Consider the following 23,721-nt stretch of genomic DNA (forward strand, 5'->3'; position numbering starts at 1 on the left):
CTGGGTGTTGGGGCAGGGGGGGGGGGCGGGGGGCGGGCCGCGGGGCGCCCGGGGCCCCCCCCCCCCCCCCCCCCCCGCCGGGGGGATCACCTCAGATAGATGTTCGGCCTGGCGGGCGTCGCCATGCCGTCCCCGAGGAAGAAGCCCGTGTGGGGCGGCTGGTTGTAGGCGGTGTTCTGCCAGGCGACCGCCACCCGGTATGTCGGGTCGTGCATCAGCGTGTAGATCTGCCGGCTCGCCGCCGTGGTCGTGCTGTAGATCCGCAGGGCGGTGTTGTCACTCGTCGGCCAGACGACCTCCTCGCGCCAGTCGCCGAACAGGTCGGCCGAAAGGGACGGGGTGGACTTGGTGCCGTTGTTGGAGTGCACCCCGCTCGCCGTCAGCAGCCTCGTGTCGCCGCTGGTGCCGTACTTGTCGATGTGGGTGCCGTCGAGCAGTTCGCGGACCGGGTCGGCGTCCCACCACGCGAGGAAGTTCGCCGAGCCCGGCTTACGTCCGACGTTCTGCCCCTTCGTGTTGAAGATGCCGCTGACGGCGGACGACCACGACTCGGCGCCCGGGCTGCCGGCCCAGACGTCGTCGGAGACGCCGCGCCCGTTGTCGCAGCCGCAGGAGGCGTTGCTCCAGATGATCGAGCCGGTGCGGGCGTCGGCCATCCACGCCGCGGGTTTGCTGGTGTCCTCGTCCACCTTGAACACCTCGAGCCCGGCGCGCGACGGGTCGAGGTCGCCGACGTGCAGCGCGTCGCCGTGCCCGTTGCCGGTGTTCCACAGCGCGGAGCCGTTGTCGTTGATCGCCATCGCGCCGAAGACGATCTCGTCCTTGCCGTCGGCGTCCACGTCGGCGACGGCAAGGTTGTGGTTGCCCTGGCCGGCGTACTGGCTCCCGGCGGAGTTGGAGTCGAACTTCCACCGCTCGACCAGCGAGCCGTTGCGGAAGTCCCAGGCCGCGATGACCGTACGGGTGTAGTAGCCACGCGACATGATCAGCGACGGCCGGGTGCCGTCCAGGTAGGCCGTCGCGGCGAGGAAGCGGTCCACGCGGTTGCCGTAGCTGTCGCCCCACGAGGAGACCGTCCCGCGCGGCGGGTCGTAGTTGACCGTGGACACGGCCGCGCCGGTCTGGCCGTTGAACATGGTCAGGTACTCCGGGCCGGACAGGACGTAGCCGGAGGAGTTGCGGTAGTCGGCCGAGGAACTGCCGATGACCTTCCCGGTGCCGTCCTTGGTGCCGTCGGTGGTCTTCATCGCCACCTCGGCCCTGCCGTCGCCGTCGTAGTCGTACACCTGGAACTGCGTGTAGTGCGCGCCGGCGCGGATGTTGCGGCCGAGGTCGATCCGCCACATGCGGGTGCCGTTCAGCTTGTACGCGTCGACGAAGACATCGCCGGTGTAGCCGGACTGGGAGTTGTCCTTGGCGTTGGACGGGTCCCACTTCAGCACGAACTCGTACTGCCCGTCGCCGTCGAGGTCGCCCACGCTCGCGTCGTTGGCGCTGTAGGTGTAGGACACCCCGTCGGGCGTGGTGCCGCCGGACGGCGGCTGGATGGGCACGTCGAGGTGGTCGCCGCCGGTGAATCGCAGCGACGTCTCCGACGCCGCCTGCTCGGCGCCGTTCACCACGGCCCGCACGGTGTACGTGGCGTCGGCTGCGGCCCCCGAGTCGAAGTAGTTCGTGGAGTTGGTGATCGGTGAGGAGTTCAGCCTCGTCGAGCCCCGGTAGACGTTGAATCCGATGCCGATGCTCTCGGTGCCGAGCAGGCGCCAGGAGACCAGGTTGCCGCTGCCGGACCGCACGCTGATCAGGCCGCGGTCGAGGTCCTCCATCTGCCGCGCGCCTGCGGGGATGCTCGTGGGGCTCGCGGAGGGGCTGGGCGTCGGGCTGGGCGTGGGGCTCGGCGTGGGGCTTGCGGAGGGCGACCGGGTCGGGCTCGCCGTGGGACTCGCGGTGGGGCTGCTCGTGACCCCGCCGGTGCAGGCGGTGCCGTTGAGCGCGAAGCTCGCGGGCACGGGGTTGGACGAGTCGTTCCACGAGCCGTTGAAGCCGAACGACGCCGTGCCGCCGGTGGGGATCGAGGCGTTGTAACCGGCGTCCTTGGCGCTGACCTGTGCGCCGCTCTGGGTGACCGTGGCGTTCCACGCCTGCGTGACGGTCTGGCCGGCGGTGTACGACCAGGTGAGCGTCCAGCCGTTGACTGCGTCGCCGAGATTGGTGATCGTGACGGAGGCTCCGAATCCGCCCTGCCACTGGTTGGTCACCTGGTAGTCCACCCGGCAGCCCGCCGCCGCCGAGGCGGGCAGGGCGGGCAGGACCCCGGCCCCCGCGAGCGCGGCCGAGGCCACGGCGGCGACCAGAGCGGATCTTCGTCGTGTGGTCATCTGGAACTCCATGAGGGGGTGCCGATGGGGGCGCAGTAATCAGCCGGCGTGCGGGCGCCGGAAGCACGGGCGCGATCGTGGTTCTCCGAGACGGGACCTCCGGGTTCGGACCGGGCCCCGGCGGGTACGGTGCGACGGGATGCGCCGGGGTGCGTCATCACAACGCGAAACCGGTGGTGTGGTCAATCAGCCTCGGTTCACCAATGTGAACGCAATCATCCGACGCGTCCGGCCCGCCGATCTGCGGCTGGTAGGAGCCGCTGCGGGCGTGTCACCTGCATATCGACGCCGAATGTCGATCATTGAAACTTTCAGTCCCGCATGCCGCGCCGACCTGTGAACGATCACAGATCTGATCTGTCACCCTCGGCTTCCAGAGCTCACCGCGCCGCTGCATCCGACCCGCCGGTGCGGTTCGAAGTCCCTGGAGGGAGCCGTCCCGCGCGCGGCCGGTCAGGGAGGAGATCCGCTCATGCCACAGCCTGCCACGGTGATCGTCGTCGGCGCGGGGCTCGCCGGTCTGGCCTGCGCCTGGCACCTGCGTCAGGAGGGGGTGCCGGTCCGCGTCCTGGAGGCGTCCGACGGCGTGGGCGGCCGGATCCGCACCGACCGGGTGAACGGCTTCCGGCTCGACCGGGGCTACCAGATCTTCAACACCAGCTACCCGGAAGCCGCCCGGGTCCTCGACATCGGCGCGCTGGACCTACGGCGGTTCACCAACGGAGCGATGATCTTCCGGGACGGCCGGCGCGAGCGGGTCGAGCTGCCCTGGCGGCACCCTCGGCACGCGCTCAGCGGTCTGCTCGCCCACGTGGGCACGCCGTTCGACAAGGCGGTGCTCGCCGCGGTGACCGCCCGCGACCTGCTGCTCCCCGACTCCCTCGTACGGCGGCGCGGCGGCGCCGAGCGCACCACCCTGGCCGAACTGCGGCGCTGGGGCGCGTCCCCCGAGATCGTCGAGAACCTGTTCCGCCCCCTTCTCGCGGGAGTCGTGCTCGAACGGGAGCTGGAGACCTCCGGCCGGATCTTCCACCTCCTGTGGCGGTCGTTCTCCCGCGGCAGGATCGGCGTGCCGGCCCTCGGCATGGAGCGGATCCCCGCGCAGCTCGCCGCCCGCCTCCCGAACGGCGCGATCTCGCTGGAGACGCCGGTGAGCGCGCTGACCCCCGAAGGCGTCGCCCTCGCGGAGGGGGGCGAGGTCGCGGGCGCGGCCGTGGTGGTGGCGGTGGATCCGCCCACGGCCGGGCGGCTGGTGCCCGGCCTGCCGGTGCCCGCGATGCGGCCGGTCACGACCTTCTACCACGCCGCCCCGGCCTCGCCTCTCGGCGAGCCCACGCTGGTCGTGGACGTGAAGGGGGTGATCACCGACACGATCGTGATCAGCGACGCGGCCCCCGAGTACTCCGCCGACGGCCGCGCCCTGATCGCCACCTCGGTGCTCGGCGTGCACACGGACCGGGACGAGCCCCGGGTGCGGGCCCGGCTCCTTGAGATCTACGGCGACACCTCGTCGTGGGAGCACGTCGCCACCTACGCGATCGAGGCGGCCCTGCCCGCCATGCCGCCGCCGATGCCGCTGCGCCGCCCTGTGCGTCTGGAAGCAGTGCGTCTCGAGGCGGTGGGGCTGGGCGCCCGGCGCTACGTGTGCGGCGACCACCGGGACACCGGCTCCCACCAGGGCGCGCTGGTCTCCGGACGGCGGGCGGCCCGGGCGGTGCTCGAAGACCTGCGCCGGGCGGCACGGGTCCGGGGCCGTCGCACCGCCCCGGCCCCGACCCGTCAGCCCTAGCTAGGTAGGCCCTGTCTACCTGTCGCCGTTGCCGGGCAGGTCCAGCCAGCGCTGCATGCAGACGATGAGCTCCTCGGCGTCCACCGGCTTGGTGACGTAGTCGCTCGCGCCCGACGACAGTGTCTTCTCCCGGTCGCCGTGCATGGCCTTGGCGGTGACCGCGATGATCGGCAGCCGGGCGAAGCGCGGCATGGACCGGATGGCGGCGGTGGCGGCGTAGCCGTCCATCTCCGGCATCATGATGTCCATCAGCACCAGGTCCACGTCGTCGTTGCGCATCAGCACGTCGATGCCCTTGCGGCCGTCCTCCGCGTACAGCACCTGCATGCCGTGCAGTTCGAGGATCGTGGTGAGCGCGAAGACGTTGCGCACGTCGTCGTCCACGACCAGCACCTTGCGGCCCACGAGCGCGCTGTCGACCTTCCCGAGCTCCTGCGCCCCCTCCTCCGACGCCGGCTGCACGAGCGGCAGGACGTTGCCGGGCTCCTCGGCGGACAGGTGCAGGGTGATCCGCTCGCGCAGCTCGTCGAGGCTGGGCAGGCGCTCCAGCGGCTGGTTGCGGGAGCGCACCTGCAGCAGGTCCTCCTGCGGGCGCGACAGCTTGCGCGAGTGGTGCGCGAGCACCGGCAGCGCCCGCAGCGCCGGATCGGAGTCGAGCCCCTTGAGGAAGTCCGCCGCGGCGTCGTGCGGCATGCCGAGGTCGAGCACGACGCAGTGGACGCTCTCCTGCCGCAGCATCGACAGCGCGGAGTGGGCGTCGCTCGCGGTCGACACCCGGACCGGCCCGTGGGTGTCGTGCAGGTCGGCCGCGACGCTCTGGGCCAGCATGGACAGCAGGCCGCCGGGCCTGGCCTCGACGACCAGCAGGCGGCGCTCCGCCCTGCCGTCGTCCCTGCCGCCCGAGGTCTGCGCCGCCGCGGGCGCCGGGTGCGGGGAGATCAGCGGCGGTTCCTCCGCCCGCGTCTCGGGTTCGTCCCTCTCCACGCCGTCGAAGTGGGTCAGCGGGAGGTAGAGCGTGAACGTGCTGCCCTCGCCCAGCGTGCTGGTCGCGCGGATCTCGCCGCCGAGCAGGGTCGCGATCTCCCGGCTGATCGACAGGCCGAGGCCGGTGCCGCCGTACTTGCGGCTGGTCGTGCCGTCGGCCTGCTGGAAGGCGTCGAAGATCTGCGAGAGGTTCTCCGCGGCGATGCCGATGCCGGTGTCCATCACGTGGAAGGCCAGGATCTCCTGCCCGGCGGCGTCCGGCAGGTCCACGTCGGCCGCCCGTTCGATGCGCAGCTCGACCGAGCCCGCCTCGGTGAACTTGACCGCGTTCGACAGCAGGTTGCGCAGCACCTGCCGCAGCCGCTGCTCGTCGGTCAGCAGCTGGGCCGGCACGTCGGAGGCCACCGTCACCCCGAACCGCAATCCCTTCTGGGTGGTCAGCGGGCGGAAGTTGGCGTCCACGTAGTCGAGCAGCTGACGCAGGCTGACCGGCTCCGGCGTGATGTCCATCTTGCCGGCCTCGATCTTGGACAGGTCGAGGATGTCGTTGATGAGCTGGAGCAGGTCGGTGCCGGCCGAGTGGATGACGTTGGCGTACTCCACCTGCTTGGGCGTGAGGTTGCGGGTGGGATTCTGGGCGAGGAGCTGCGCCAGGATGAGCAGCGAGTTGAGCGGGGTGCGCAGCTCGTGGCTCATGTTGGCGAGGAACTCGCTCTTGTACTTGGAGGCCAGCGCGAGCTGCTGGGCCCGGTCCTCCAGCTCCTGGCGGGCCTGCTCGATCTCGCTGTTCTTGGTCTCGATGTCGCGGTTCTGCTGGGCCAGCAGCTCCGCCTTCTCCTCCAGCTCGGCGTTCGACCGCTGCAGCTCCTCCTGCCGCACCTGGAGCTCGGTGGCGAGCCGCTGCGACTCGGCCAGCAGCGCGTCGGTGCGGGCGTTGGCCACGATCGTGTTGACGTTGACGCCGATCGTCTCGACGAGCTGCTCCAGGAAGTTCCGGTGGATGCCGGCGAAGCGCCCGAGGCTCGCCAGCTCGATCACGCCGAGCACCTGGTCCTCGACCACGATCGGCAGCACGATGAGGTTGACGGGCCCGGCCTCGCCGAGACTGGACGACACGGTCAGGTAGCCCGGCGGGATGTCCTCCACCAGGATCGTCCGCCTGGCCTGCGCGGCCTGGCCGACCAGCGATTCGCCGAACGCGTAGCGGCGCGAGGTGTCGCGGTGGCCGTAGCAGCCGACCACCCGCAGCTCCGCGCCCGCCGGGGTCTCCTCGGCCAGCAGGAACGTGCCGTGCTGCGCGTTGACCAGCGGGGCCAGCTCGTTCATGACCAGCTCGGCGACCGCGGACAGGTCGCGGTGGCCCTGCATGAGCCCGGAGATGCGGGCGAGGTTGGTCTTGAGCCAGTCCTGCTCCTGGTTGGCCCTGGTCGACTCGCGCAGGGACTCCACCATGGAGTTGACGTTGTCCTTGAGGTCGGCCAGCTCGCCCTCGGCGTCCACCGTGATCGACCGGGTGAGGTCGCCGGAGGTGACCGCGCTGGTCACCTCGGCGATCGCGCGGACCTGCCGGGTGAGATTGCTGGCCAGCTCGTTGACGCTCTCGGTCAGCCGCTTCCAGGTGCCGGACACGCCCTCGACCTCGGCCTGGCCGCCCAGCCGTCCCTCGGTGCTGACCTCGCGCGCGACGCGGGTGACCTCGGCGGCGAAGGAGGACAGCTGTTCGACCATCGTGTTGATGGTCGTCTTCAGCTCCAGGATCTCGCCGCGGGCGACGACGTCGATCTTCCTGGTCAGGTCGCCCCGCGCGACGGCCGTGGTGACCTGGGCGATGGAGCGCACCTGATTGGTCAGGTTGTCGGCCATCGAGTTGACGTTGTCGGTGAGGTCCTTCCAGGTGCCCGCCACGTTGGGCACCCGGGCCTGGCCGCCGAGCTGGCCCTCCGTACCCACCTCGCGGGCGACGCGGGTGACCTCGTCGGCGAACGCGCTCAGCGTGTCGACCATGGTGTTGATGGTCTGGGCGAGGGCGGCGACCTCGCCCTTGGCCTCGACGGTGATCTTCTGCGACAGGTCGCCCTTGGCGACCGCCGTGGCGACCTGGGCGATCGAACGGACCTGGCTGGTGAGGTTGGACGCCATCACGTTGACGGAGTCGGTCAGGTCCTTCCAGGTGCCCGACACGCCGCGTACGGTGGCCTGGCCGCCCAGCCGTCCCTCGGTGCCGACCTCGCGGGCGACGCGGGTGACCTCGTCGGCGAACGACGAGAGCTGGTCGACCATCGTGTTGATGGTCTCCTTCAGCTCCAGGATCTCGCCGCGGGCGTCGACGCGGATCTTCTGCGACAGGTCGCCCTTGGCGACCGCCGTGGTCACCTCGGCGATGCTGCGGACCTGGTCGGTGAGGTTGTCGGCCATGACGTTCACGGACTCGGTCAGCGCCTTCCAGGTGCCGGAGACGCCCTTGACGTCGGCCTGGCCGCCCAGGCGCCCCTCGGTGCCGACCTCGCGGGCGACGCGGGTGACCTCGTCGGCGAACGCGCTCAGCGTGTCGACCATGGTGTTGATGGTCTGGGCGAGGGCGGCGACCTCGCCCTTGGCCTCGACGGTGATCTTCTGCGACAGGTCGCCCTTGGCGACCGCCGTGGCGACCTGGGAGATGTTGCGGACCTGGCTGGTGAGGTTGCCCGCCATGAAGTTCACCGAGTCGGTGAGGTCGCGCCAGGTGCCCGACACGCCCTTGACGTCGGCCTGGCCGCCCAGCTGGCCCTCGGTGCCGACCTCGCGGGCGACGCGGGTGACCTCGTCGGCGAAGGACGAGAGCTGGTCGACCATGGTGTTGACGGTGTTCTTGAGTTCGAGGATCTCGCCCCGGGCGTCGACGGTGATCTTCTGGGAGAGGTCGCCGCGGGCCACGGCCGTGGTCACCTGGGCGATGGAGCGGACCTGGCTGGTGAGGTTGCCGGCCATGAAGTTGACGGAGTCGGTGAGGTCGCGCCAGGTTCCGGCGACGCCCGGCACCTGTGCCTGCCCGCCCAGCCGTCCCTCCGTGCCCACTTCGCGGGCGACGCGGGTGACCTCGTCGGCGAAGGAGGACAGCTGGTCGACCATGGTGTTGACGGTGTTCTTGAGTTCGAGGATCTCGCCCCGGGCGTCGACGGTGATCTTCTGGGAGAGGTCGCCCTTGGCGACGGCGGTGGTGACCTCGGCGATGGAGCGGACCTGGCTGGTGAGGTTGCCGGCCATGAAGTTGACGGAGTCGGTGAGGTCGCGCCAGGTTCCGGCGACGCCGGGCACCTGTGCCTGCCCGCCGAGCTGGCCCTCGGTGCCGACCTCGCGGGCGACGCGGGTGACCTCGTCGGCGAAGGACGAGAGCTGGTCGACCATGGTGTTGACGGTGTTCTTGAGTTCGAGGATCTCGCCCTGGGCGTCGACGGTGATTTTCTGGGAGAGGTCGCCCTTGGCGACGGCGGTGGTGACCTCGGCGATGGAGCGGACCTGGCTGGTGAGGTTGCCCGCCATCGCGTTCACCGAGTCGGTGAGGTCCTTCCAGGTGCCCGAGACCCCCGGCACCTCGGCCTGGCCGCCGAGCTGGCCCTCGGTGCCCACCTCCCGCGCCACGCGCGTCACCTCGGAGGTGAACAGGGAGAGCTGGTCGACCATCCCGTTGAAGACTGTCGCGATCTCCGTCAGCAGGCCGTCGCCGTCCTCCGGGAGCCGGGTGCCGAAGTCGCCGTCCCGTACGGCGGTGAGGCCGGCCAGGAGCTGCCGCAGATCCAGTTCGGGGTCGCCGCCGGCGGCGCGCGCGGATCGTGCACGCTTCGCGGTGCCTGCCCTCTCGACCATGTCCACCCTCGCGATCGCCGTCTGAACAGGAAAAAGAAAGCATATAAAGCGCTGCGGGAACGCATTGTCCCCTGTGACCGCGACCGCGAACGGAGCGGGCACACCGGCCTGCAAGGCTACCGGGCCGACGATCTCCGCGGACCGCCCTCATTGGCGACGTGTCAGTGTCGATCAGGACTTCGGGGTACATCCGCACCGTGCACGTACTGCGCCTGTGCTCCGTCTTCGCCGCGCCCGTCACCGCGCTGCGGGGCAGGGGCGTGCGGTTCGATCCCGTCGGGGGCATGCAGAACCACTGCGCGCGGCTCAGCGAGGCGCTCGACCGGCTCGGCGTGCGGCAGACGATCGTCACCACCCGACCGCCCACCGCCCCGCCCAGGGAGGACTTCGGACGGCACGGGCGCCTGGTGCGGCTGGGGCTGCCGATCCCGGCGGGCCGGCAGATGTACGCGGTGGCGGCCTGGCCGCTGCTGTCCCGGCTCGCGGAGGGAGCCGACCTGGTCCACGCCCACCTGGGGGAGGACCTGGCCGTCGTGCCGCTGGCCCTGCGGGCGGCAGGCCACGCCCGCGTGCCGTTCGTTCTCACCGTCCACTGCAGCCCGGGCCACACGCTGAGCGGCCGTACGCCGCGGGCGCTGTTGCTGCGGCACCTCGGCGGCGCGCTCGAACGGCGGGGCACGGCCCGCGCCGACGCGGTGATCGTGCTCACCCCGCGGATGCGGGACGTGCTGGTCGGCCGCGGCGTCCCGGCGGGCCGCGTCCACGTGATCCCCTCCGGGATAGCCCCGGTGTTCACCCGGCCCGCCGGTCCGGGCCCGCTGCTCGACGGCGTGCCCGTGCCGCGCGTGCTGTACGTGGGCCGCCTGCACGAGCAGAAGGGCGTGGACGTCCTGCTGCGGGCGCTCGCGCTGCTCGGCAACCCACCGGTCGACCTTCTGGTGGTGGGGGACGGGCCGCGCGCCAGGCGGCTGCGGGAGCTCGCGGAGCGGCTGGGCGTTGCCGCCCGGGTCCACCTGCGCGGGTTCGTCCCGCAGGAGGAGATCCCCGGCGTGCTCGGCGGAGGAGACCCACTCGTGCTCCCCTCCCGGTATGAGGAACTCGGCACGGTGCTGATCGAGGCCATGCATGCGGGCAACCCGATCGTCGCCACCCGGGTCGGCGGCATCCCCGACCTGGTCGAGGACGGCGTCACCGGGCTGCTCGTCCCGCCCGAGCGGCCCGAGCCGCTGGCCGCCGCCATCCGCCGGCTGCTCGACGACCCGGCGGAGGCCAAGGAGCTGGCCGCCAACGCCCGGCGCAGGGTCGCCGAGCTGCACTGGGACAAACTCGTGCACCGGGTGCACGCGGTCTACGGCGAGGTGCTGCGGGCCCGGACGCGGATCGACGCCCGGGCCTGAGTCTCATCCGGTGGAGTCGCGGCCGGCGTCGAACACCTTCTCGTAGTGCTCGCGCGCCTGCTCGACCAGGGAGTCGTCGAGCCACGCGACCGGCTCGACCTGGTCGATGAGCGGCTCGTGGTCGGGGCCGCGCGCCACCACACGACCGGTGAGCACCCACGCGTGCCGCTCCTCGTCCTTCTCGGCCAGGTGTGTGTACTTGCAGATCTGACGGGCCAGCCAGTCACGCAGCGGGAGAGTCCACCAGCGTTCGGCGTCGAGCACGGTCACCGACAGGCCGGGCAGCTCCAGACGGCTCTCGTAGTCGACGCTCGGCTTGCCGGCGTCGGCGTCCGGGCCCTTCGAATACCGCAGGTACAGCCCGGGCCGGTGCTCGACGAGCTCGGTCAGCTCGTCCAGGCTCTTGATCGTCGGTATCCCGCTCACCTCACCCCTCCACGGTCACCCGTCGCGTCTCTTCCCGATGGTCACGCGGGGTGCGGAGGACGCTGGTCCGGCGGAACGCCGCCACCCTCGCCGCCGCCCTTGTTCCCCTTGTCGGTGCCGTGCGGGTGCCCGCCGGACTTCGCGGCGCTCGCCGACTCCGGGATGACGTCGACGTTCTCGTCGTTGGCGCCGCCCCCGCCTGACCGGCGGAGCTCTGGTTGCTGAGGCTCGGTCATCGTTTCTCCTCTCCGCGGGCCGTACCGGACAACGGCTGCGCCGGAAACGGGCGCTCCGAAACCAGTCCGTCGGCGGTGCTGTCCTCCCCTCCCCATCCGCCAACAGGGCAAACCCCCGTGCTGTGAGCGCGAGGGCAGGCATCACGCACCGTGATACCCGCTCCGATGGTCCGGCCGTGCCGCCGCCTCACCCAGCGAGATTTTCCCGACGGCGAGCGCCGACTTCTACCACCCGTTCCTCGTCGGGATCGAGGAGTACGCCCACGCCGAGCCGAAAGGCTGACGACGCACCCCGACCTCGACCCGGAGCCGAGGGCGGCCGGGATCTTCCCACGGCTTCGACACCGTCGTGCCCGTGCCGGACACCTTCGCCGCCCTCACCCGTGCTCTGCGGGTTCAGCCGCAGTACATCCACTTGCCGTCCGGGGTGCCGCCGCGGACGAGGGGCTTGGAACCGATCCTGACCGCCCCGGCGAACTGGACGCACCGGTGGTCGACGCCGTAGATGTGCACCGGGCCCGCGAACCACTTGTACTTCTCGCTGCCGCTGGCGGCCCCCTTGTCAGGGCCGTCGTACTTCTTGTTCCGGTTCTTGTCGACGAAGAGCTCGACGTACATGTAGCTCGTCTTGCCGATGTAGGAGGGCGCCACCCGGGCGATGGCGCATTTCGCGTGCGCGGTGGGGCTCTGGTAAAGCGTGACGGTGCCGTACGACTTCCCGTCCTTCGCCCCTTGCGTCAGCTGATAGCTGGCCACCTTGCGGTACGACTGCCCGCACGAGCCCTTGGGGTAGGCCTGCGCCGGTCCGGCGGACACCAGAGTGAGGGCGGCGGCGGTGGCGACGGTCACGCCGCCCGCGACCCAGCGAGTGATCTTCGTGGGTTTTGTCCGGATCATCGATCACCCCTATGTGTAGATATGGGCATGATCACGCTAGCAGCCGGGGCGGGTCGCGCGGACGTAGTAGAGCAGAGCGGGCAGGTCGCCTTCCGCCTCGACCCGGAAACCGGCGTCGGGGACCAGCGAGCCGAGCAGGTCGCGCGGGTCGTGCTGCATGGCCGGGCCGGTGAGCATCGCGGCGACGCGGGCGGCCAGGGGATTCGCCGGCGGCCGGAATTCGGCGATGACCAGACGGCCGCCCGGGCGCAACACCCGGAACATCTCGTGCAGTGCCCGCGGCCGGGCGTCGCCGGGAATGTGGTGGACGGCGAGGCTGGAGACCACCGCGTCGAACGAGCCGTCAGGAAACGGCAGGCTCTGGCCCTCCCCTATGACGTAGGTGCAGTTGCCTGGCGCCCGGCGGCGGGCGTACTCGACCATCGCGGAGGAGGGGTCGATTCCGGTGACGTGGCCGCTGGGGGTGACGACCGGCGCGATGATCCGGCTGAGGTAGCCGGTGCCGCACCCGACGTCGAGGATGCGGTCGCCGGCGCGAGGCTTCGCGAGCGCGGCGACGCGAGTGAAGGCCGCACGGCGTCCGCCCGCGTAGCCGATGGCGGCGAAGATCTCGTACGCGCGAGGGTGGTCGATGGTGCCACCCGCGTCCGCGTGCTCGGCGTGGTCGTGCAGCAGCCTGCCCAGGCCCATGATGATCCTTTCGCTAGCGAACATTGTGTTCGGTAACGAATGCTCTGTTCACTATGGTGGTCGCGTCAACGATCAGATGCGCCGTGGTGTGCGTAACCGAACAGGGGCCGTGAATTGTCCGACGACAGGCGGGTGCGACGCACCAGGAAGGCCATCCAGGAGGCGCTCGTGGCGCTGATTCTGGAGAAGGGCTACGACGCCGTCACCGTGACCGACGTCATCAACCGTGCCGACGTCGGAAGGTCCACCTTCTACGCGCACTTCTCCGACAAGCAGGACGTCCTTTTCAGCACCATCGAGCAACTCGCCTTCCTGCGTCCGGCGGCGCCCGCGTGTACGGGGGAGTTCTTCGCCTTCAGCCTGCCGATGTTCGAGCACGTGGGGGAGCGGCACCGCCTGGTGAGGGCGTTGCTCGGGCGGCGCGGCGGCGGCCTGCCGATGGCACGTGGCGAGCAGATGCTCGGCCGCATGGTCGCCGAGGAACTCGTCGCCGCGGGCGCCCGGCCGTCGCCCGAGCTCGACCGCCTGGTGATCTGCGTGGTCGGTGCCTTCCTGACACTGCTGCGCGCCTGGGTGGACGGCGACATCTCCGCCACCCCCGCAGAACTCGACGCCGCCTTCCGCGCCACCGTGATCCCCGGCGTGCAAGCCACCCTGGCTCGAAAATGAAAGGCGGGTGCCGGCCTGCTTCCTATTGCACGGGTCAATCGCACTCCATGTGATAGGGAAATATTTCAGGTCTGGGAGGGCTTGCGGTTGCGTTGCAATTTGGAGAGGCGCGGCGTCCGACTGCCCAGGGGTCTCCACGAACCGACGGGGTCATGAACGCCGGCAGGTGACTGTTACAAGCCACCACGTGATGCACCGTCAAGCGGTTTCGGGGGGCTGCCGAGAGGCGTCCGATCTCGGGTTCTTGCGGCGGTCTCAGGGGCGCTGCTCGCGTTCGGCGAGGAGGCGGGCGGTCTCATCGGAGACCTCGCTGGCGAGGACCGCCGAGACCACGTCGATCAGGTGGCTGGTGAACAGGCGGTCGTCCCGGGCCGGGGGGCCGCTCGCCCGGCGGGCCAGCTCGACGTACGTCATGCGGATCGCCATGAAGCGCTGGTGCAGGCGTACGGCGGCCTCGGGGAGCAGGGGGGCGACCAGTTCGCGCCAGCGGTCGATGCTGCCGCCGCCGTCTTCGGGGAGGCTGGGCGGCATGCGGTGGACCAGTTGCTCCATGACGCGCAGGTAGTCCCGCCCGCCGTCGGGGTCGGCCAGCTTGGCGGCGGCCGGGCGGACGAGCGCGGCGGCGAGCGAACGCAGGGCGTCGCCCTGAGGCAGCGGGCCCCGTGCCTCGTACTCGTCCAGAAGCTGGTGGCGTCGCGCCTCGATCTCCGGCCGGTGCTTGGCGAGCACCGCCTTCAGCAGCCCGGCGCGGTCGCCGAAGTGGTACTGCAGCGCGGTGGAGTTGCGCTGCCCGGCGGCGGCGTTGATCTCGCGCAGCGACACCGCGTCGATGCCGCGCTCGGCGAACAGGCGTTCCGCGGCGTCCACGAGCCTGCGGACCGTGGTCTCCGCCGGCATCGCGCCTCCCTTGTCGCTCGTAGGGCCGAAGGATACGGTATTTCAGGCGATCGCATTATTCGACACGTCAGTCGCATTATCGTGCCCGAGGGAGGATCATGGCCATCGACTTCACGCTCGCCCCCGAGCACGAGGAGATACGCGCGCGGGTGCGGACGTTCGTCCAGGAGACGGTGATCCCGGCGGTCAAGCCGTTCGAGGACTCCGAGGAGAAGGTCCTCACCCGAGAGGAGTACCTGCGCACGATCTTCGACCTGCGCCGCAGGGCCAGGCAGGAGGGGCTCTGGCTGCCGCACATGCCCAAGGAGTGGGGAGGCATGGGCCTCGGCCACGTCGAACTGGCCATGGTGCAGGCCGAGGCGGCCAAGACCAGGCTCGGCCCATGGGTGCTCAACTGCGCGGCCCCCGACGAGGGCAACATGCACACGCTGCTGCACTGGGGCACCGACGAGCAGAAGGAGCGCTACCTGCGCCCGCTGCTCGACGGCGTCAAGATGTCGTGCTTCGCGATGACCGAGCCGGAGGTGGCCGGCTCCGATCCCACACTCATCCGTACGAGCGCCGTGAAGGACGGCGACGAGTGGGTGATCAACGGGCACAAGTGGTTCATCTCCAACGCCCGCAGGGCGAGCTTCGCCATCCTGATCGCCAAGACCGAGTTCGACCTGCCGGAGGGCGCACGGGGCGCCAACACCGCCTTCCTCGTGGACCTGCCCGCGGACGGCTGGAACGACGTACGCGAGATCGAGACCATGCACGGCTCGACCGGTCACAGCGAGATCGTCATCACCGACCTGCGCCTGCCGGACTCCGCCGTGCTCGGCGGGCGGGGCAACGGCCACCGGCTGGGCCAGTACCGCCTCGGCCCGGCCCGGCTGGCGCACTGCATGCGGTGGATATCGCAGGCGGAGACGGCCCTTGACATGATGGTGGGCAGGGCGCTGGACAGGTTCAGCCACGGATCGCTGCTCGCCGACAAGCAGGGCGTGCAGTGGATGATCGCCGACTCGGCCATGGAGCTCTACCAGTGCAAGCTCATGGTCCTGCACGCCGCCTCGAAGATCGACAAGGGTGAGGACTTCCGCACCGAGGTCTCGATGGCCAAGCACTTCGTGGCGAACAGCCTGAACCGGATCGTCGACCGGGCCATCCAGATCCACGGGGCGCTCGGCTACTCGACCGACACCCCGCTGGCGCGCATGTTCCAGCACGCGCGATGGGCGCGCTTCGCGGACGGCGCCGACGAGATCCACCAGATGCGCATCGCCGAGCGCACCATCGAGGCGTACCGGGCCACCGGCTCGACCAGGGCCGCGACGGGAGGACTCCCGCTGTGAACACCGACGACATCTCCGGCAAGGTCGCGCTCGTCACCGGGGGCGCGGGCGGCATCGGCGCGGGGGTCGCCCGCCGCCTGGCCGCGTACGGCGCGCATGTCGTGCTCGCCGACGTCGACGCGGAGGCCGGCGCGCGCGCCGCCGAGGAGATCGGCGCCGCGTTCGTGCGGACCGACGTGTCGCGACTGGAGGACAACCAGGCCGCGGTCGCGCTCGCCGTCGAGCGGTACGGGCGGCTCGACCTCGCCTTCCTCAACGCGGGCGTCGCCTCGGGGTTCGGACTCGGCGAGGACTTCGACCTGGCCCGCTACCGCCGCGCGATGGGGGTCAACCTCGACGGCGTCGTCTTCGGCGTGCACGCCGCGCTGCCGGCGATGCGGGCCGGGGGCGTGATCGTGGCCACCGCGAGCATGGCGGGGATCGTGGGCATCCCCTCCGATCCCGTCTACGCGGCCAACAAGCACGCGGTCGTCGGGCTCGTCCGCTCGCTCGGCCCGCAACTGGAGCCCCTCGGCATCCGGGTGCAGGGGCTGTGCCCGTCGTTCGCGGACACGGCGATCCTCGACGCCGAGGCCAAGGCGCTGCTGGACGAGCTGAAGTTCCCGATCCTCGACGTCGAGACGGTCGTCGACGCGTTCTTCTCGCTGCTGGCGAGCGAGGGCACCGGGGAGTGCTGGTTCGTCGTGCCGGGCCGTGAGAGCCAGCCCTTCGCCTTCCGCCGCGCCCCCGGCCCCCGCTGATCGGCCGATGGCCGCGGCGTAGGCAGCGCTCTCCCACTCAGCGGACGTGTTGAAGTGTATCGGTGATAACGGGCATGTAGTTCCGCCGTTATTAACATTGATACGCTTATTCTGATTCCATTGGAAACAGAACGCTGAGGAGCATCGCATGTCCGACCGACTGCGGATCGTCGCGGTGGAAGAGCACGTCGTCCTGCCCGCGATCATGGAGGCGTGGTCGCGGTCCGGGGTGCCGGAGCTGCCGAACCTGGGGTTCGGGGACAGTCCCGTCGCCCGGCGACTGCGCGACACCACGGAGACGAGGCTTGCGCACATGGACGACCAGGGGATCGACGTGGCCGTGCTGTCGATCTCGTCACCGGGCGCGCAGAACCTGCCTGACACGGATGCGGTCGCCGTGGCCCGCGACACCAACGACCAGCTTGCGGAGATCGTGGCCGGCAACCCCGACCGGTTCCAGGCGTTCGCGGCGATCCCGACCCAGTCGCCGTCGGCCGCGGCCGCGGAGCTGGAGCGGGCGGTCACCGAGCTGGGCTTCCCGGGCGCCATGCTCTACGGGCGCACGGGATCCAAGCTCGCGGACGACCCCGAGTACGACGAGTTGTACGCCGCCGCGGAGCGGTTGCGAGTTCCCCTCCACTTCCACCCGCAGATGCCTGTGCAGGCGGTGATGGACGCCTACTACTCGAACATCGGTCCCATCGGGACCGCGCTGGCGGGGCCTGCGATCGGCTGGTACTACGACCTGGGCGTGCAGTACCTACGGATGATCTTCTCCGGCGTCTTCGACCGGTACCCCGATCTCCAGGTGATCGCCGGCCACTGGGGAGAGGTCGTGCTCTTCTATCTCGACCACACCGGATTCTTCGCCGACGCCGGTGGCCTGGCCCGCCCTCTCGCCGACTACTTCACGCACAACTTCTGGGTCGCCGGCAGCGGCACCGTCAGCCCCCGCTACCTCCGCTGGACAGCCGAAGTCGTGGGGACGGAACGGATGCTGTACTCCACCGACTACCCCTTCACCTACGGGTTCCGCCCCGGCGGCTTCCCCTTCGTGGACACCAGCGCCGGCGTCGCCCGTTCCTTCCTGGAGAACGCCCCCTTCACCGACGAGCAGAAGGCCGACATCGCCCACCGAAACTGGGAACGCCTCACGTTTCGCGCCCCGAACCCCCACCTGGCGCGCGGGGCCCGGTGATCGGTTCCCGATAATGTGTTCGGCAGGAGCCGCCGGGGCGACGGCCGGGTGGAAGCGGAGCGAGGACGAGCGCGATGAGCTGGGCGGACTTCCAGTACGAGATCTATCTCAACGGCATGACCGGGGCCGTACCCCGGCTGCCGACCGACCTGACCCGGCTGGAGGAGATGGCCGAGCGGCGGCTGGGACCGGGCCCGGTCGGCTACGTCGCGGGCAACGCGGGCAGCGGGCGCACCGAGCGCGCCAACCGCGAGGCGCTCGACCGCTGGCGGATCGTGCCGCGGATGCTCCGCGACGTGCGTGAACGCGACCTGTCGGTGACCGTGCTGGGCAGGCGGCTGCCCGCGCCGCTGGCACTGGCGCCGATCGGCGTGCTGTCGATCATGCATCCGGAGGCCGAGCGTGCCGCCGCCCGCGCGGCCGCCGCGACCGACGTGCCCTTCATCCTGTCGTCGGCCTCCAGCACGCCGATGGAGGACGTCGCGGCGGCCATGGGCGACGGCGAGCGGTGGTTTCAGCTCTACTGGGGCAAGGACCGCGAGGTCACCCTCAGCTTCCTCGCCCGGGCCAAGGCGGCGGGGTTCACCGTGCTGGTCGTCACTCTCGACACGCCGCTGCTGGCCTGGCGGCCCCGCGACCTCGACCAGGCCTACCTGCCGTTCCTGCGCGGCGTCGGCACCGCCAACTACTTCACCGACCCGGCGTTCCAGGCCGGGCTCGCCCGGCCCGTGCACGAGGACCCGAACGCCGCCGTCCTGCACTTCGTGGGGATGTTCGGCGACCCGGGCAAGACGTGGCCCGACCTCGCGCTGCTGCGCGAGCACTGGGACGGCCCGATCGTGCTGAAGGGCGTCCTGCACCCCGACGACGCCCGCCTGGCCGCCGACGCCGGGATGGACGGCGTCGTCGTCTCCAACCACGGGGGACGCCAGGTCAACGGCTCGATCGGGGCGGCCGACGCCCTGCCGGCCGTCGCCGACGCCGTGGCCGACCGGCTCACCGTGCTGTTCGACGGCGGCATCCGCACCGGGGACGACGTGGTCAAGGCGCTCGCGCTCGGCGCCAGGACCGTGCTGCTCGGCCGCCCGTACGCGTACGGACTGGGCCTGGACGGCCAGGCGGGGGTGGAGCACGTGATCCGCTGCGTGCTGGCGGAGACCGATCTCACCCTGGCCCTGTCCGGCTGCGCCGGGGTCGCCGCGCTCACCCCGGACCTGCTCACCCGGATCTGACCCGGCCCTCGCGTGGTCGATCCCCGGGTTGCTCGGAAAATCCGCTGCCCCGGTGGCCTCCGCCCAGCATGACGGCGTCATGGTGCGGGCATGACTCCGAGTGGCCACTCGGAGCCGTTCGATGCCGAGAGGTGGTGACCGGTGTGGCCGGCAAGGGTGCGAGTGGAGGCAACGGGCGAGGCCGGCCGTCGTCGGCCTTCACCGGACACGCCGCCGACGACGAGCTCGCGGTAAAGCTGAGCGATCTCGCGCGGACACTGCAGGACGAGGACACCGCCCAGGAGACGCTGGACGCCATCGTCGGCGCGGCCGTCGGCACGGTCCCCGGCGCGCAGGACGCGGGCCTGACGGTCGTCATCCGCCGCCGCGAGGTCGAGACCCCGGCTGCGACCCGCGACCTGGTGCGCCAGGTGGACAGGGCACAGTACGAGACGGGCGAGGGGCCGTGCCTCGACGCCACCTACAAGCACAGGACGGTACGGCTGTCGGACATGACCCGGGAGGAGAGATGGCCGGAGTTCACCCGGCGCGCCGTCGATCTCGGTGTGAAGAGCATGCTCTCCTTCCAGCTGTACGTCCACAAGGGCAACCTGGGCGCCCTGAACCTGTACTCGCGAGAGAAAAACGCCTTCGACGACGAGTCCGAGCATGTCGGCCTGCTGTTCGCGGCCCACGCGGCGGTGGCGATGTCGGGAGCGCGGCAACAGGAGCAACTGAGGCGCGCGATCGCCGTCCGCGATCTCATCGGTCAGGCGAAGGGCGTCCTCATGGAGCGCCACAAGCTGACCGCGGACCAGGCGTTCTCGCTGCTCGTACGCGCCAGCCAGCAGACCAACACCAAGCTGGTCGACGTCGCCGGGTATCTGGTGGACACCGGGGAGCTGCGCACCCGTGGAGACCGTTGACCGGGCCGGCGGTGCGGGATCAGTCGTGCGGCCGCCGCGGACGCGGCAAGGGCGGCGGGAGCGCGGCCAGACCGAAGGTCTCGAGCAGGCCGACGATCTCCAGGACCCTGTAGGCCATGCGGCTCGGCTTGATCAGCGTGAGGCGGCATCCGGCCTCGGCCGCGGCGGTCTGGCTCATGAGCAACGCGCGTACGCCGGACGCGTCGAGGAAGGTGACCCCCGCGAGGTCGACCTCTATGCGGCTCGGCCGCTGCCGCCGCAGGACCTCGAGGACGCCGCTGAACAGCCGACCGGACGTGCTCATGTCGATCTCGCCGCACGCGACGATCCGCGTCATCGCCGCCCACACGCGCGCGGCGGGTGGTTCCTGGGCGGGAGGAAGAGCGGAGGGGACTTCGGGACCCATTCGGTACTCCCGTGGACGCGGCCGGCCGCATCCCCTCACTTCTGAAGGCCACGACCAGCCCACACATGAGTAACCACACCCGGGCAGGCCAAACCATTCCCGGACCGGCGGCAAAACAATGGGAAAACCGCGTGGGCAGCGCCGGGGCCGCCGTGCCGCGGCCCCGATGGCGCGTCGATCAGGTGGCCGAGCCGAGGTCCTCGGCCAGGGCCTCCTCTTCCAGTTCCTCCCGCCGCGCGGCGGCCGGGCCGGCGGCGGCCATCTCGGCCGCCTGGGCGCGCTCGGCCTCGCCGAGCTGCCGGTGCGCGGTGGTGAGGACGACCGCGCCGAGCAGCACGGCCGCGGCCCCCATGTAGAACGGCGCGTGCCGGCTGTCGAAGTGCTCGGCGAGCTTGCCCGCGACGAAGGGCGCGAGGCCGCCGCCGATGAAGCGGATGAAACCGTACGACGCGGAGGCGATGGGCCGCTCCACCGGCGAGATGGTCATGACCGCCTGGGTGGTGACCGTGTTGTTGACGCCGATGAAGACGCCGGCCACGATCACGCCGCAGATCACGACGATCCGGTTGTCGGTGAACAGCGCGATCACCAGGATGTCGAGGCTGAACAGCACGAGGTTGGCGTACAGCGTGCGGGCGATGCCGAAGCGGGCCTGCAGCCGCGGGGCGCCGAAGACCGAGAAGATCGCGACGAGGATTCCCCAGCCGGTGAAGACGAGGCCGAGCCGGTGCTCGTCGAGCTCCATCGGGTACGGCGCGTAGCCCAGCACCGTGAAGAAGCCCCAGTTGTAGCAGAGCGCGGTGAGGCCCAGGATGAGCAGGCCGCGGTGGCGCAGGGCCTTGATCGGAGCCGCGATGCCGGTCTTCTCCGCCGGTGTGGGCGTGGGCCGCACCAGGGTGACGGTGGCGATCAGCGCGATCGCCATCAGGACCGCGACGCCGTAGAACGGGCCGCGCCAGCTGATGCCGCCGAGCACGCCGCCCAGCAGGGGCCCGACCGCGATGCCGACGCCGAGCGCGGTCTCGTACAGGATGATCGCCCCGGCGAAGCCGCCGCTGCTCGACGCGACGATGACGGCGAGCGAGGTGGCGATGAACAGGGCGTTGCCGAGGCCCCAGCCGGCGCGGAAGCCGACGATGCCGCCGATGCTGCCGGACGTCCCGGCGAGGGCGGCGAACACCACGATCAGGGCGAGGCCCACGATGAGGGTGCGCTTGGCGCCGATCCGGCTGGAGACCCACCCGGTGACCAGCATCGCCACGGCGGTGACGACCAGGTAGCTCGTGAACAGCAGCGACACCTGGCTGGGCGTGGCGTGCAGCTTCGCGCTGAGGGCGGGCAGGATCGGGTCCACCAGCCCGATCCCCATGAACGAGATCACGCAGGCGAAGGCGACGGCCCAGACCGCCTTCGGCTGCTTGAACGGGTTGGAGACGGGGGCATGAGCAGAGCTCACCGGACCTCCTGGGAGTAGCGAGGGGGAGCGCCCTGATCCCTACTCGTCCGCCGTGCCCTCGAGCAGGCGCCGGAGCAGGGGGAGGAACTCGCCGGCGACCCGCGTCAGCTCACGCAACTCGCCGGGGGACAGCGTGCCGAGCATCTCGGTGAGCCGCTCTCTGCGCCGCCGGCGCCGCTCGGCCAGCAGCGCCCGGCCGGCGTCGGTGACGCTGACCCGCACCGCGCGGCCGTCGAGGTCGTCGACCGCCCGGCATACCAGGCCTTCGCGCTCCAGGCGCTGCACGAGCTGGGTCATCGACGGCTGGGTGACGGACTGCTTCGCGGCCAGGACGCTCAGCCGCTCCGGGCCGTTGCGGTCCAGGTAGGACAGGGTCGTCGCGGCCGTGAGGCTGAGGTCGCTCTGCGCGGACAGCCGCCGTACGGCGAGCACCGCGAGGTCGTCCAGGACGGCCGCGACCGCCTGGGACTCCTCAGGGGGATCGGCGCTCGGGGTGACGGACACAGGTGTTCCTCCGGACGGGAACCGAATTTACATAGGAAGCTTATGCAACTCTCCGGAGTGCACCACATCGCCCCCCGTCCAGGGTTAGCGGGCGAGCGGATAGGACGGCGCCGGGACGTCCGAGACGGGCACCCCGCCGCGGACGTTCCGGTACGCGAACAGGCCGATCGGGCCGGGACCGCCGGAGGCGTGCTCGGTGGCGGTCACGGCCAGGGCCAGGGTGTTGCGGCCGTGCTCGCGCAGCAGTCCTGCGGGCAGCACGAACTCCTTCTGCGGCCCGATGCCGCCGCCGTACTGGCCGACGTTCCAGCCGTTGAGGTAGACCACCACCCGGGCGGCGGCCGGGATGTCGCCGCCGAAGCGCAGGCCGACGGACACGTCCTGGCCCTCGGGCAGGTCGAGCCGGAAGCCGGTACGACACCAGGTCACGCCGGGCGTGAGCGGCCGGTCGGCGGGGGAGCCGACCTCGTCCCAGGCGCGGTCGGGGTATCCGGGCAGGTGCCGGCCGGAGCGCTCGCCGTACAGACCGCCGGTGTTCAGCGGCCCCCGCACGGGATCGGGGAGGTCCTCGCCGCCGCGGGCGCCCTGGATCTTCCAGGCGATCGCCGCCGCGGACCCCTCGACGGCCGCCGCCACCAGGCCGCGCGGCTGCTTGAACCGGTTGTCGTCGGCCGTCCAGTCGTCGTTGTGTCCCATGTTCTGCACGAGCACGGCCAGCGTGGCCTGCCGTCCCGGCTTCAGCAGGCCCGCCGGGATCGCGAAGCGGCCCGGCCCGGGGTCGGGGGTGCCCGCGTCCGCGTCGGCCCCGGTGCCGCCCGCGGCCGAGCCGAGGTAGCGCCCGTCGAGCCAGACGAGGTAGCGCCCGCGCCTGCCGGTGATCGCGTTGAGCGCGACGGCCGTCTCCGCGCCGGTGGCGGTGAAGCGGCCCCGATACCAGACGTCGCCGTAGTGGAAGCCGTAGTCGTCGGCGTACAGCACCGGGCCCGAATTCGGCTTCATCGGGCTCTCGGTCGTCGTCTTGTCTGCGGCACGCCAGGACGAGTCGTCGAAGCCGGGCGCGGCCTCCGGCGTCTCGTCGTGGACCCGCCAGCCGTCGAGCACGGGCAGGCGCACCTCGTGGGGACCGGGCACGCGGCCGAGCAGCGACCCGCTCGGCGTGCGGGTCACGCGCACCTCGACATCGCCCACGCCGGCGTCGCCCATCCGCAGCCGGGACGCGTCGGCGAACACCTCCACCTCCCCGGCTTCGGCGGTGTCGGCGGCGAGCCGTACGGTGCCGCCCGCCTCGGTGGCGGACCGGACGAGGGACGTGCCGCGCACCAGGACCGGCTCGCGTCCGTGCCCGCCCGCCAGAACGTCGCGGCGGTCGCGTCGGTGCCCCGGCCCGCTCGGCCGTGCGCAGGAAGCGGTCGACGTCGCGCACGCCGGTGAAGTCGTACACGCCCGGCTTGGGGGAGTGGTAGGCCCAGTCGAAGTACACGGAGATCGCGTTGAACCCGCCGGCCCTGATCTTCTCCAGCACGTCCCGCCACAGGCCGGGGCTCGGCAGCCGGAAGTAGTGGACCTCGGCGGCCTGCACCACGACCCCTCCGGCCGTCGATCGTCAGGGAGTGGTGGTCGTACGTCACCCGGGGCGCCGCGGCGGCCACGGCGGGATCGCGGAGCGGCAGGGGAAGGAGCACGAGCAGTGCGGCGAGCACGGTCAGGACCTTGCGCACCATGGGCGGCCTTCCGGTC

Annotated in this window: 19 protein-coding genes and 1 pseudogene; 8 read left to right on the plus strand and 12 right to left on the minus strand. The window is 71.2% G+C overall.

The genetic code is table 11. The features are described from left to right. Positions 1 to 86 precede the first annotated feature (86 nt). Positions 87 to 2,378 (minus strand): rhamnogalacturonan lyase family protein, encoded by a 2,292-nt coding sequence (locus tag IL992_RS02630; protein ID WP_193201661.1) that lies wholly within the window; start codon positions 2,376 to 2,378, stop codon positions 87 to 89. A 472-nt stretch (positions 2,379 to 2,850) separates the two neighbouring features. On the opposite strand from IL992_RS02630, the gene IL992_RS02635 reads away from it, so the two are divergent. Then, entirely contained in the window at positions 2,851 to 4,167 is a 1,317-nt protein-coding gene (locus tag IL992_RS02635) for an FAD-dependent oxidoreductase (RefSeq protein WP_193201662.1), read from the plus strand. 15 nt (positions 4,168 to 4,182) lie between these two features. Here the strand turns inward: IL992_RS02635 and IL992_RS02640 are convergent, their stop codons facing one another. Then, positions 4,183 to 8,994: a HAMP domain-containing protein gene (locus IL992_RS02640; protein ID WP_193201663.1), complete on the minus strand. Its 4,812-nt coding sequence runs from the start codon at positions 8,992 to 8,994 to the stop codon at positions 4,183 to 4,185. A 158-nt stretch (positions 8,995 to 9,152) separates the two neighbouring features. Between IL992_RS02640 and IL992_RS02645 the strand changes: the two genes are divergently transcribed. Further along, complete coding sequence (locus IL992_RS02645; protein WP_319018280.1) at positions 9,153 to 10,391, plus strand: glycosyltransferase family 4 protein; 1,239 nt, start codon at positions 9,153 to 9,155, stop codon at positions 10,389 to 10,391. Positions 10,392 to 10,394: 3 nt separating this feature from the next. Here IL992_RS02645 and IL992_RS02650 read toward each other — a convergent pair whose 3' ends face one another. The 4 genes from IL992_RS02650 to IL992_RS02665 form a co-directional block, all read right to left on the minus strand. Further along, positions 10,395 to 10,817 carry a DUF6098 family protein gene (locus IL992_RS02650; RefSeq protein WP_193201664.1) on the minus strand — a complete coding sequence of 141 codons (423 nt, stop codon included), beginning with the start codon at positions 10,815 to 10,817 and terminating at the stop codon, positions 10,395 to 10,397. Positions 10,818 to 10,858: 41 nt separating this feature from the next. After that, entirely contained in the window at positions 10,859 to 11,053 is a 195-nt protein-coding gene (locus IL992_RS02655) for a hypothetical protein (RefSeq protein ID WP_193201665.1), read from the minus strand. Between the two features lie 396 nt (positions 11,054 to 11,449). Continuing rightward, positions 11,450 to 11,950, minus strand: coding sequence for a hypothetical protein (locus IL992_RS02660; protein WP_193201666.1), 501 nt, complete (start codon positions 11,948 to 11,950; stop codon positions 11,450 to 11,452). A gap of 36 nt (positions 11,951 to 11,986) precedes the next feature. Further along, the gene (locus IL992_RS02665) at positions 11,987 to 12,640 is read right to left on the minus strand and encodes a class I SAM-dependent methyltransferase (RefSeq protein ID WP_193201667.1); all 654 of its coding nucleotides are present in this window, start codon (positions 12,638 to 12,640) and stop codon (positions 11,987 to 11,989) included. Between the two features lie 132 nt (positions 12,641 to 12,772). Between IL992_RS02665 and IL992_RS02670 the strand changes: the two genes are divergently transcribed. After that, on the plus strand, positions 12,773 to 13,309 hold the full coding sequence (locus IL992_RS02670; RefSeq protein WP_193201668.1) for a TetR/AcrR family transcriptional regulator: 537 nt from the start codon (positions 12,773 to 12,775) through the stop codon (positions 13,307 to 13,309). Positions 13,310 to 13,564: 255 nt separating this feature from the next. Here the strand turns inward: IL992_RS02670 and IL992_RS02675 are convergent, their stop codons facing one another. Further along, on the minus strand, positions 13,565 to 14,206 hold the full coding sequence (locus tag IL992_RS02675) for a helix-turn-helix domain-containing protein (RefSeq protein ID WP_193201669.1): 642 nt from the start codon (positions 14,204 to 14,206) through the stop codon (positions 13,565 to 13,567). Positions 14,207 to 14,304: 98 nt separating this feature from the next. Between IL992_RS02675 and IL992_RS02680 the strand changes: the two genes are divergently transcribed. The 5 genes from IL992_RS02680 (at position 14,305) to IL992_RS02700 (ending at position 19,618) form a co-directional block, all read left to right on the plus strand. After that, the gene (locus IL992_RS02680) at positions 14,305 to 15,543 is read left to right on the plus strand and encodes an acyl-CoA dehydrogenase family protein (RefSeq protein WP_193201670.1); all 1,239 of its coding nucleotides are present in this window, start codon (positions 14,305 to 14,307) and stop codon (positions 15,541 to 15,543) included. After that, positions 15,540 to 16,283 carry an SDR family NAD(P)-dependent oxidoreductase gene (locus IL992_RS02685; RefSeq protein ID WP_193201807.1) on the plus strand — a complete coding sequence of 248 codons (744 nt, stop codon included), beginning with the start codon at positions 15,540 to 15,542 and terminating at the stop codon, positions 16,281 to 16,283. Before IL992_RS02680 ends, IL992_RS02685 begins: the two co-directional genes overlap by 4 nt. 148 nt (positions 16,284 to 16,431) lie before the next feature. After that, positions 16,432 to 17,481 (plus strand): amidohydrolase family protein, encoded by a 1,050-nt coding sequence (locus tag IL992_RS02690; RefSeq protein WP_193201671.1) that lies wholly within the window; start codon positions 16,432 to 16,434, stop codon positions 17,479 to 17,481. A gap of 74 nt (positions 17,482 to 17,555) precedes the next feature. Next, entirely contained in the window at positions 17,556 to 18,713 is a 1,158-nt protein-coding gene (locus IL992_RS02695) for a lactate 2-monooxygenase (protein ID WP_193201672.1), read from the plus strand. Between the two features lie 134 nt (positions 18,714 to 18,847). Next, on the plus strand, positions 18,848 to 19,618 hold the full coding sequence (locus IL992_RS02700) for a GAF and ANTAR domain-containing protein (protein ID WP_319018281.1): 771 nt from the start codon (positions 18,848 to 18,850) through the stop codon (positions 19,616 to 19,618). Positions 19,619 to 19,637: 19 nt separating this feature from the next. Here the strand turns inward: IL992_RS02700 and IL992_RS02705 are convergent, their stop codons facing one another. The 5 genes and pseudogenes from IL992_RS02705 to IL992_RS48870 form a co-directional block, all read right to left on the minus strand. Next, a complete protein-coding gene (locus IL992_RS02705) occupies positions 19,638 to 20,024 on the minus strand; it encodes an STAS domain-containing protein (RefSeq protein WP_193201674.1) in 387 nt (128 codons plus the stop codon). A 178-nt stretch (positions 20,025 to 20,202) separates the two neighbouring features. Continuing rightward, entirely contained in the window at positions 20,203 to 21,480 is a 1,278-nt protein-coding gene (locus IL992_RS02710; protein ID WP_193201675.1) for an MFS transporter, read from the minus strand. A gap of 39 nt (positions 21,481 to 21,519) precedes the next feature. Beyond that, positions 21,520 to 21,984 carry a MarR family winged helix-turn-helix transcriptional regulator gene (locus IL992_RS02715; RefSeq protein ID WP_079318927.1) on the minus strand — a complete coding sequence of 155 codons (465 nt, stop codon included), beginning with the start codon at positions 21,982 to 21,984 and terminating at the stop codon, positions 21,520 to 21,522. 84 nt (positions 21,985 to 22,068) lie between these two features. Further along, the gene (locus tag IL992_RS02720) at positions 22,069 to 23,304 is read right to left on the minus strand and encodes a beta galactosidase jelly roll domain-containing protein (protein WP_319018282.1); all 1,236 of its coding nucleotides are present in this window, start codon (positions 23,302 to 23,304) and stop codon (positions 22,069 to 22,071) included. Between the two features lie 70 nt (positions 23,305 to 23,374). Then, positions 23,375 to 23,566: pseudogene (locus IL992_RS48870) on the minus strand (beta-galactosidase); the annotation flags it as partial. Positions 23,567 to 23,721 lie beyond the last annotated feature (155 nt).

The organism is Microbispora sitophila (assembly GCF_014892245.1).
In the GTDB taxonomy this organism is placed as follows: domain Bacteria; phylum Actinomycetota; class Actinomycetes; order Streptosporangiales; family Streptosporangiaceae; genus Microbispora; species Microbispora siamensis.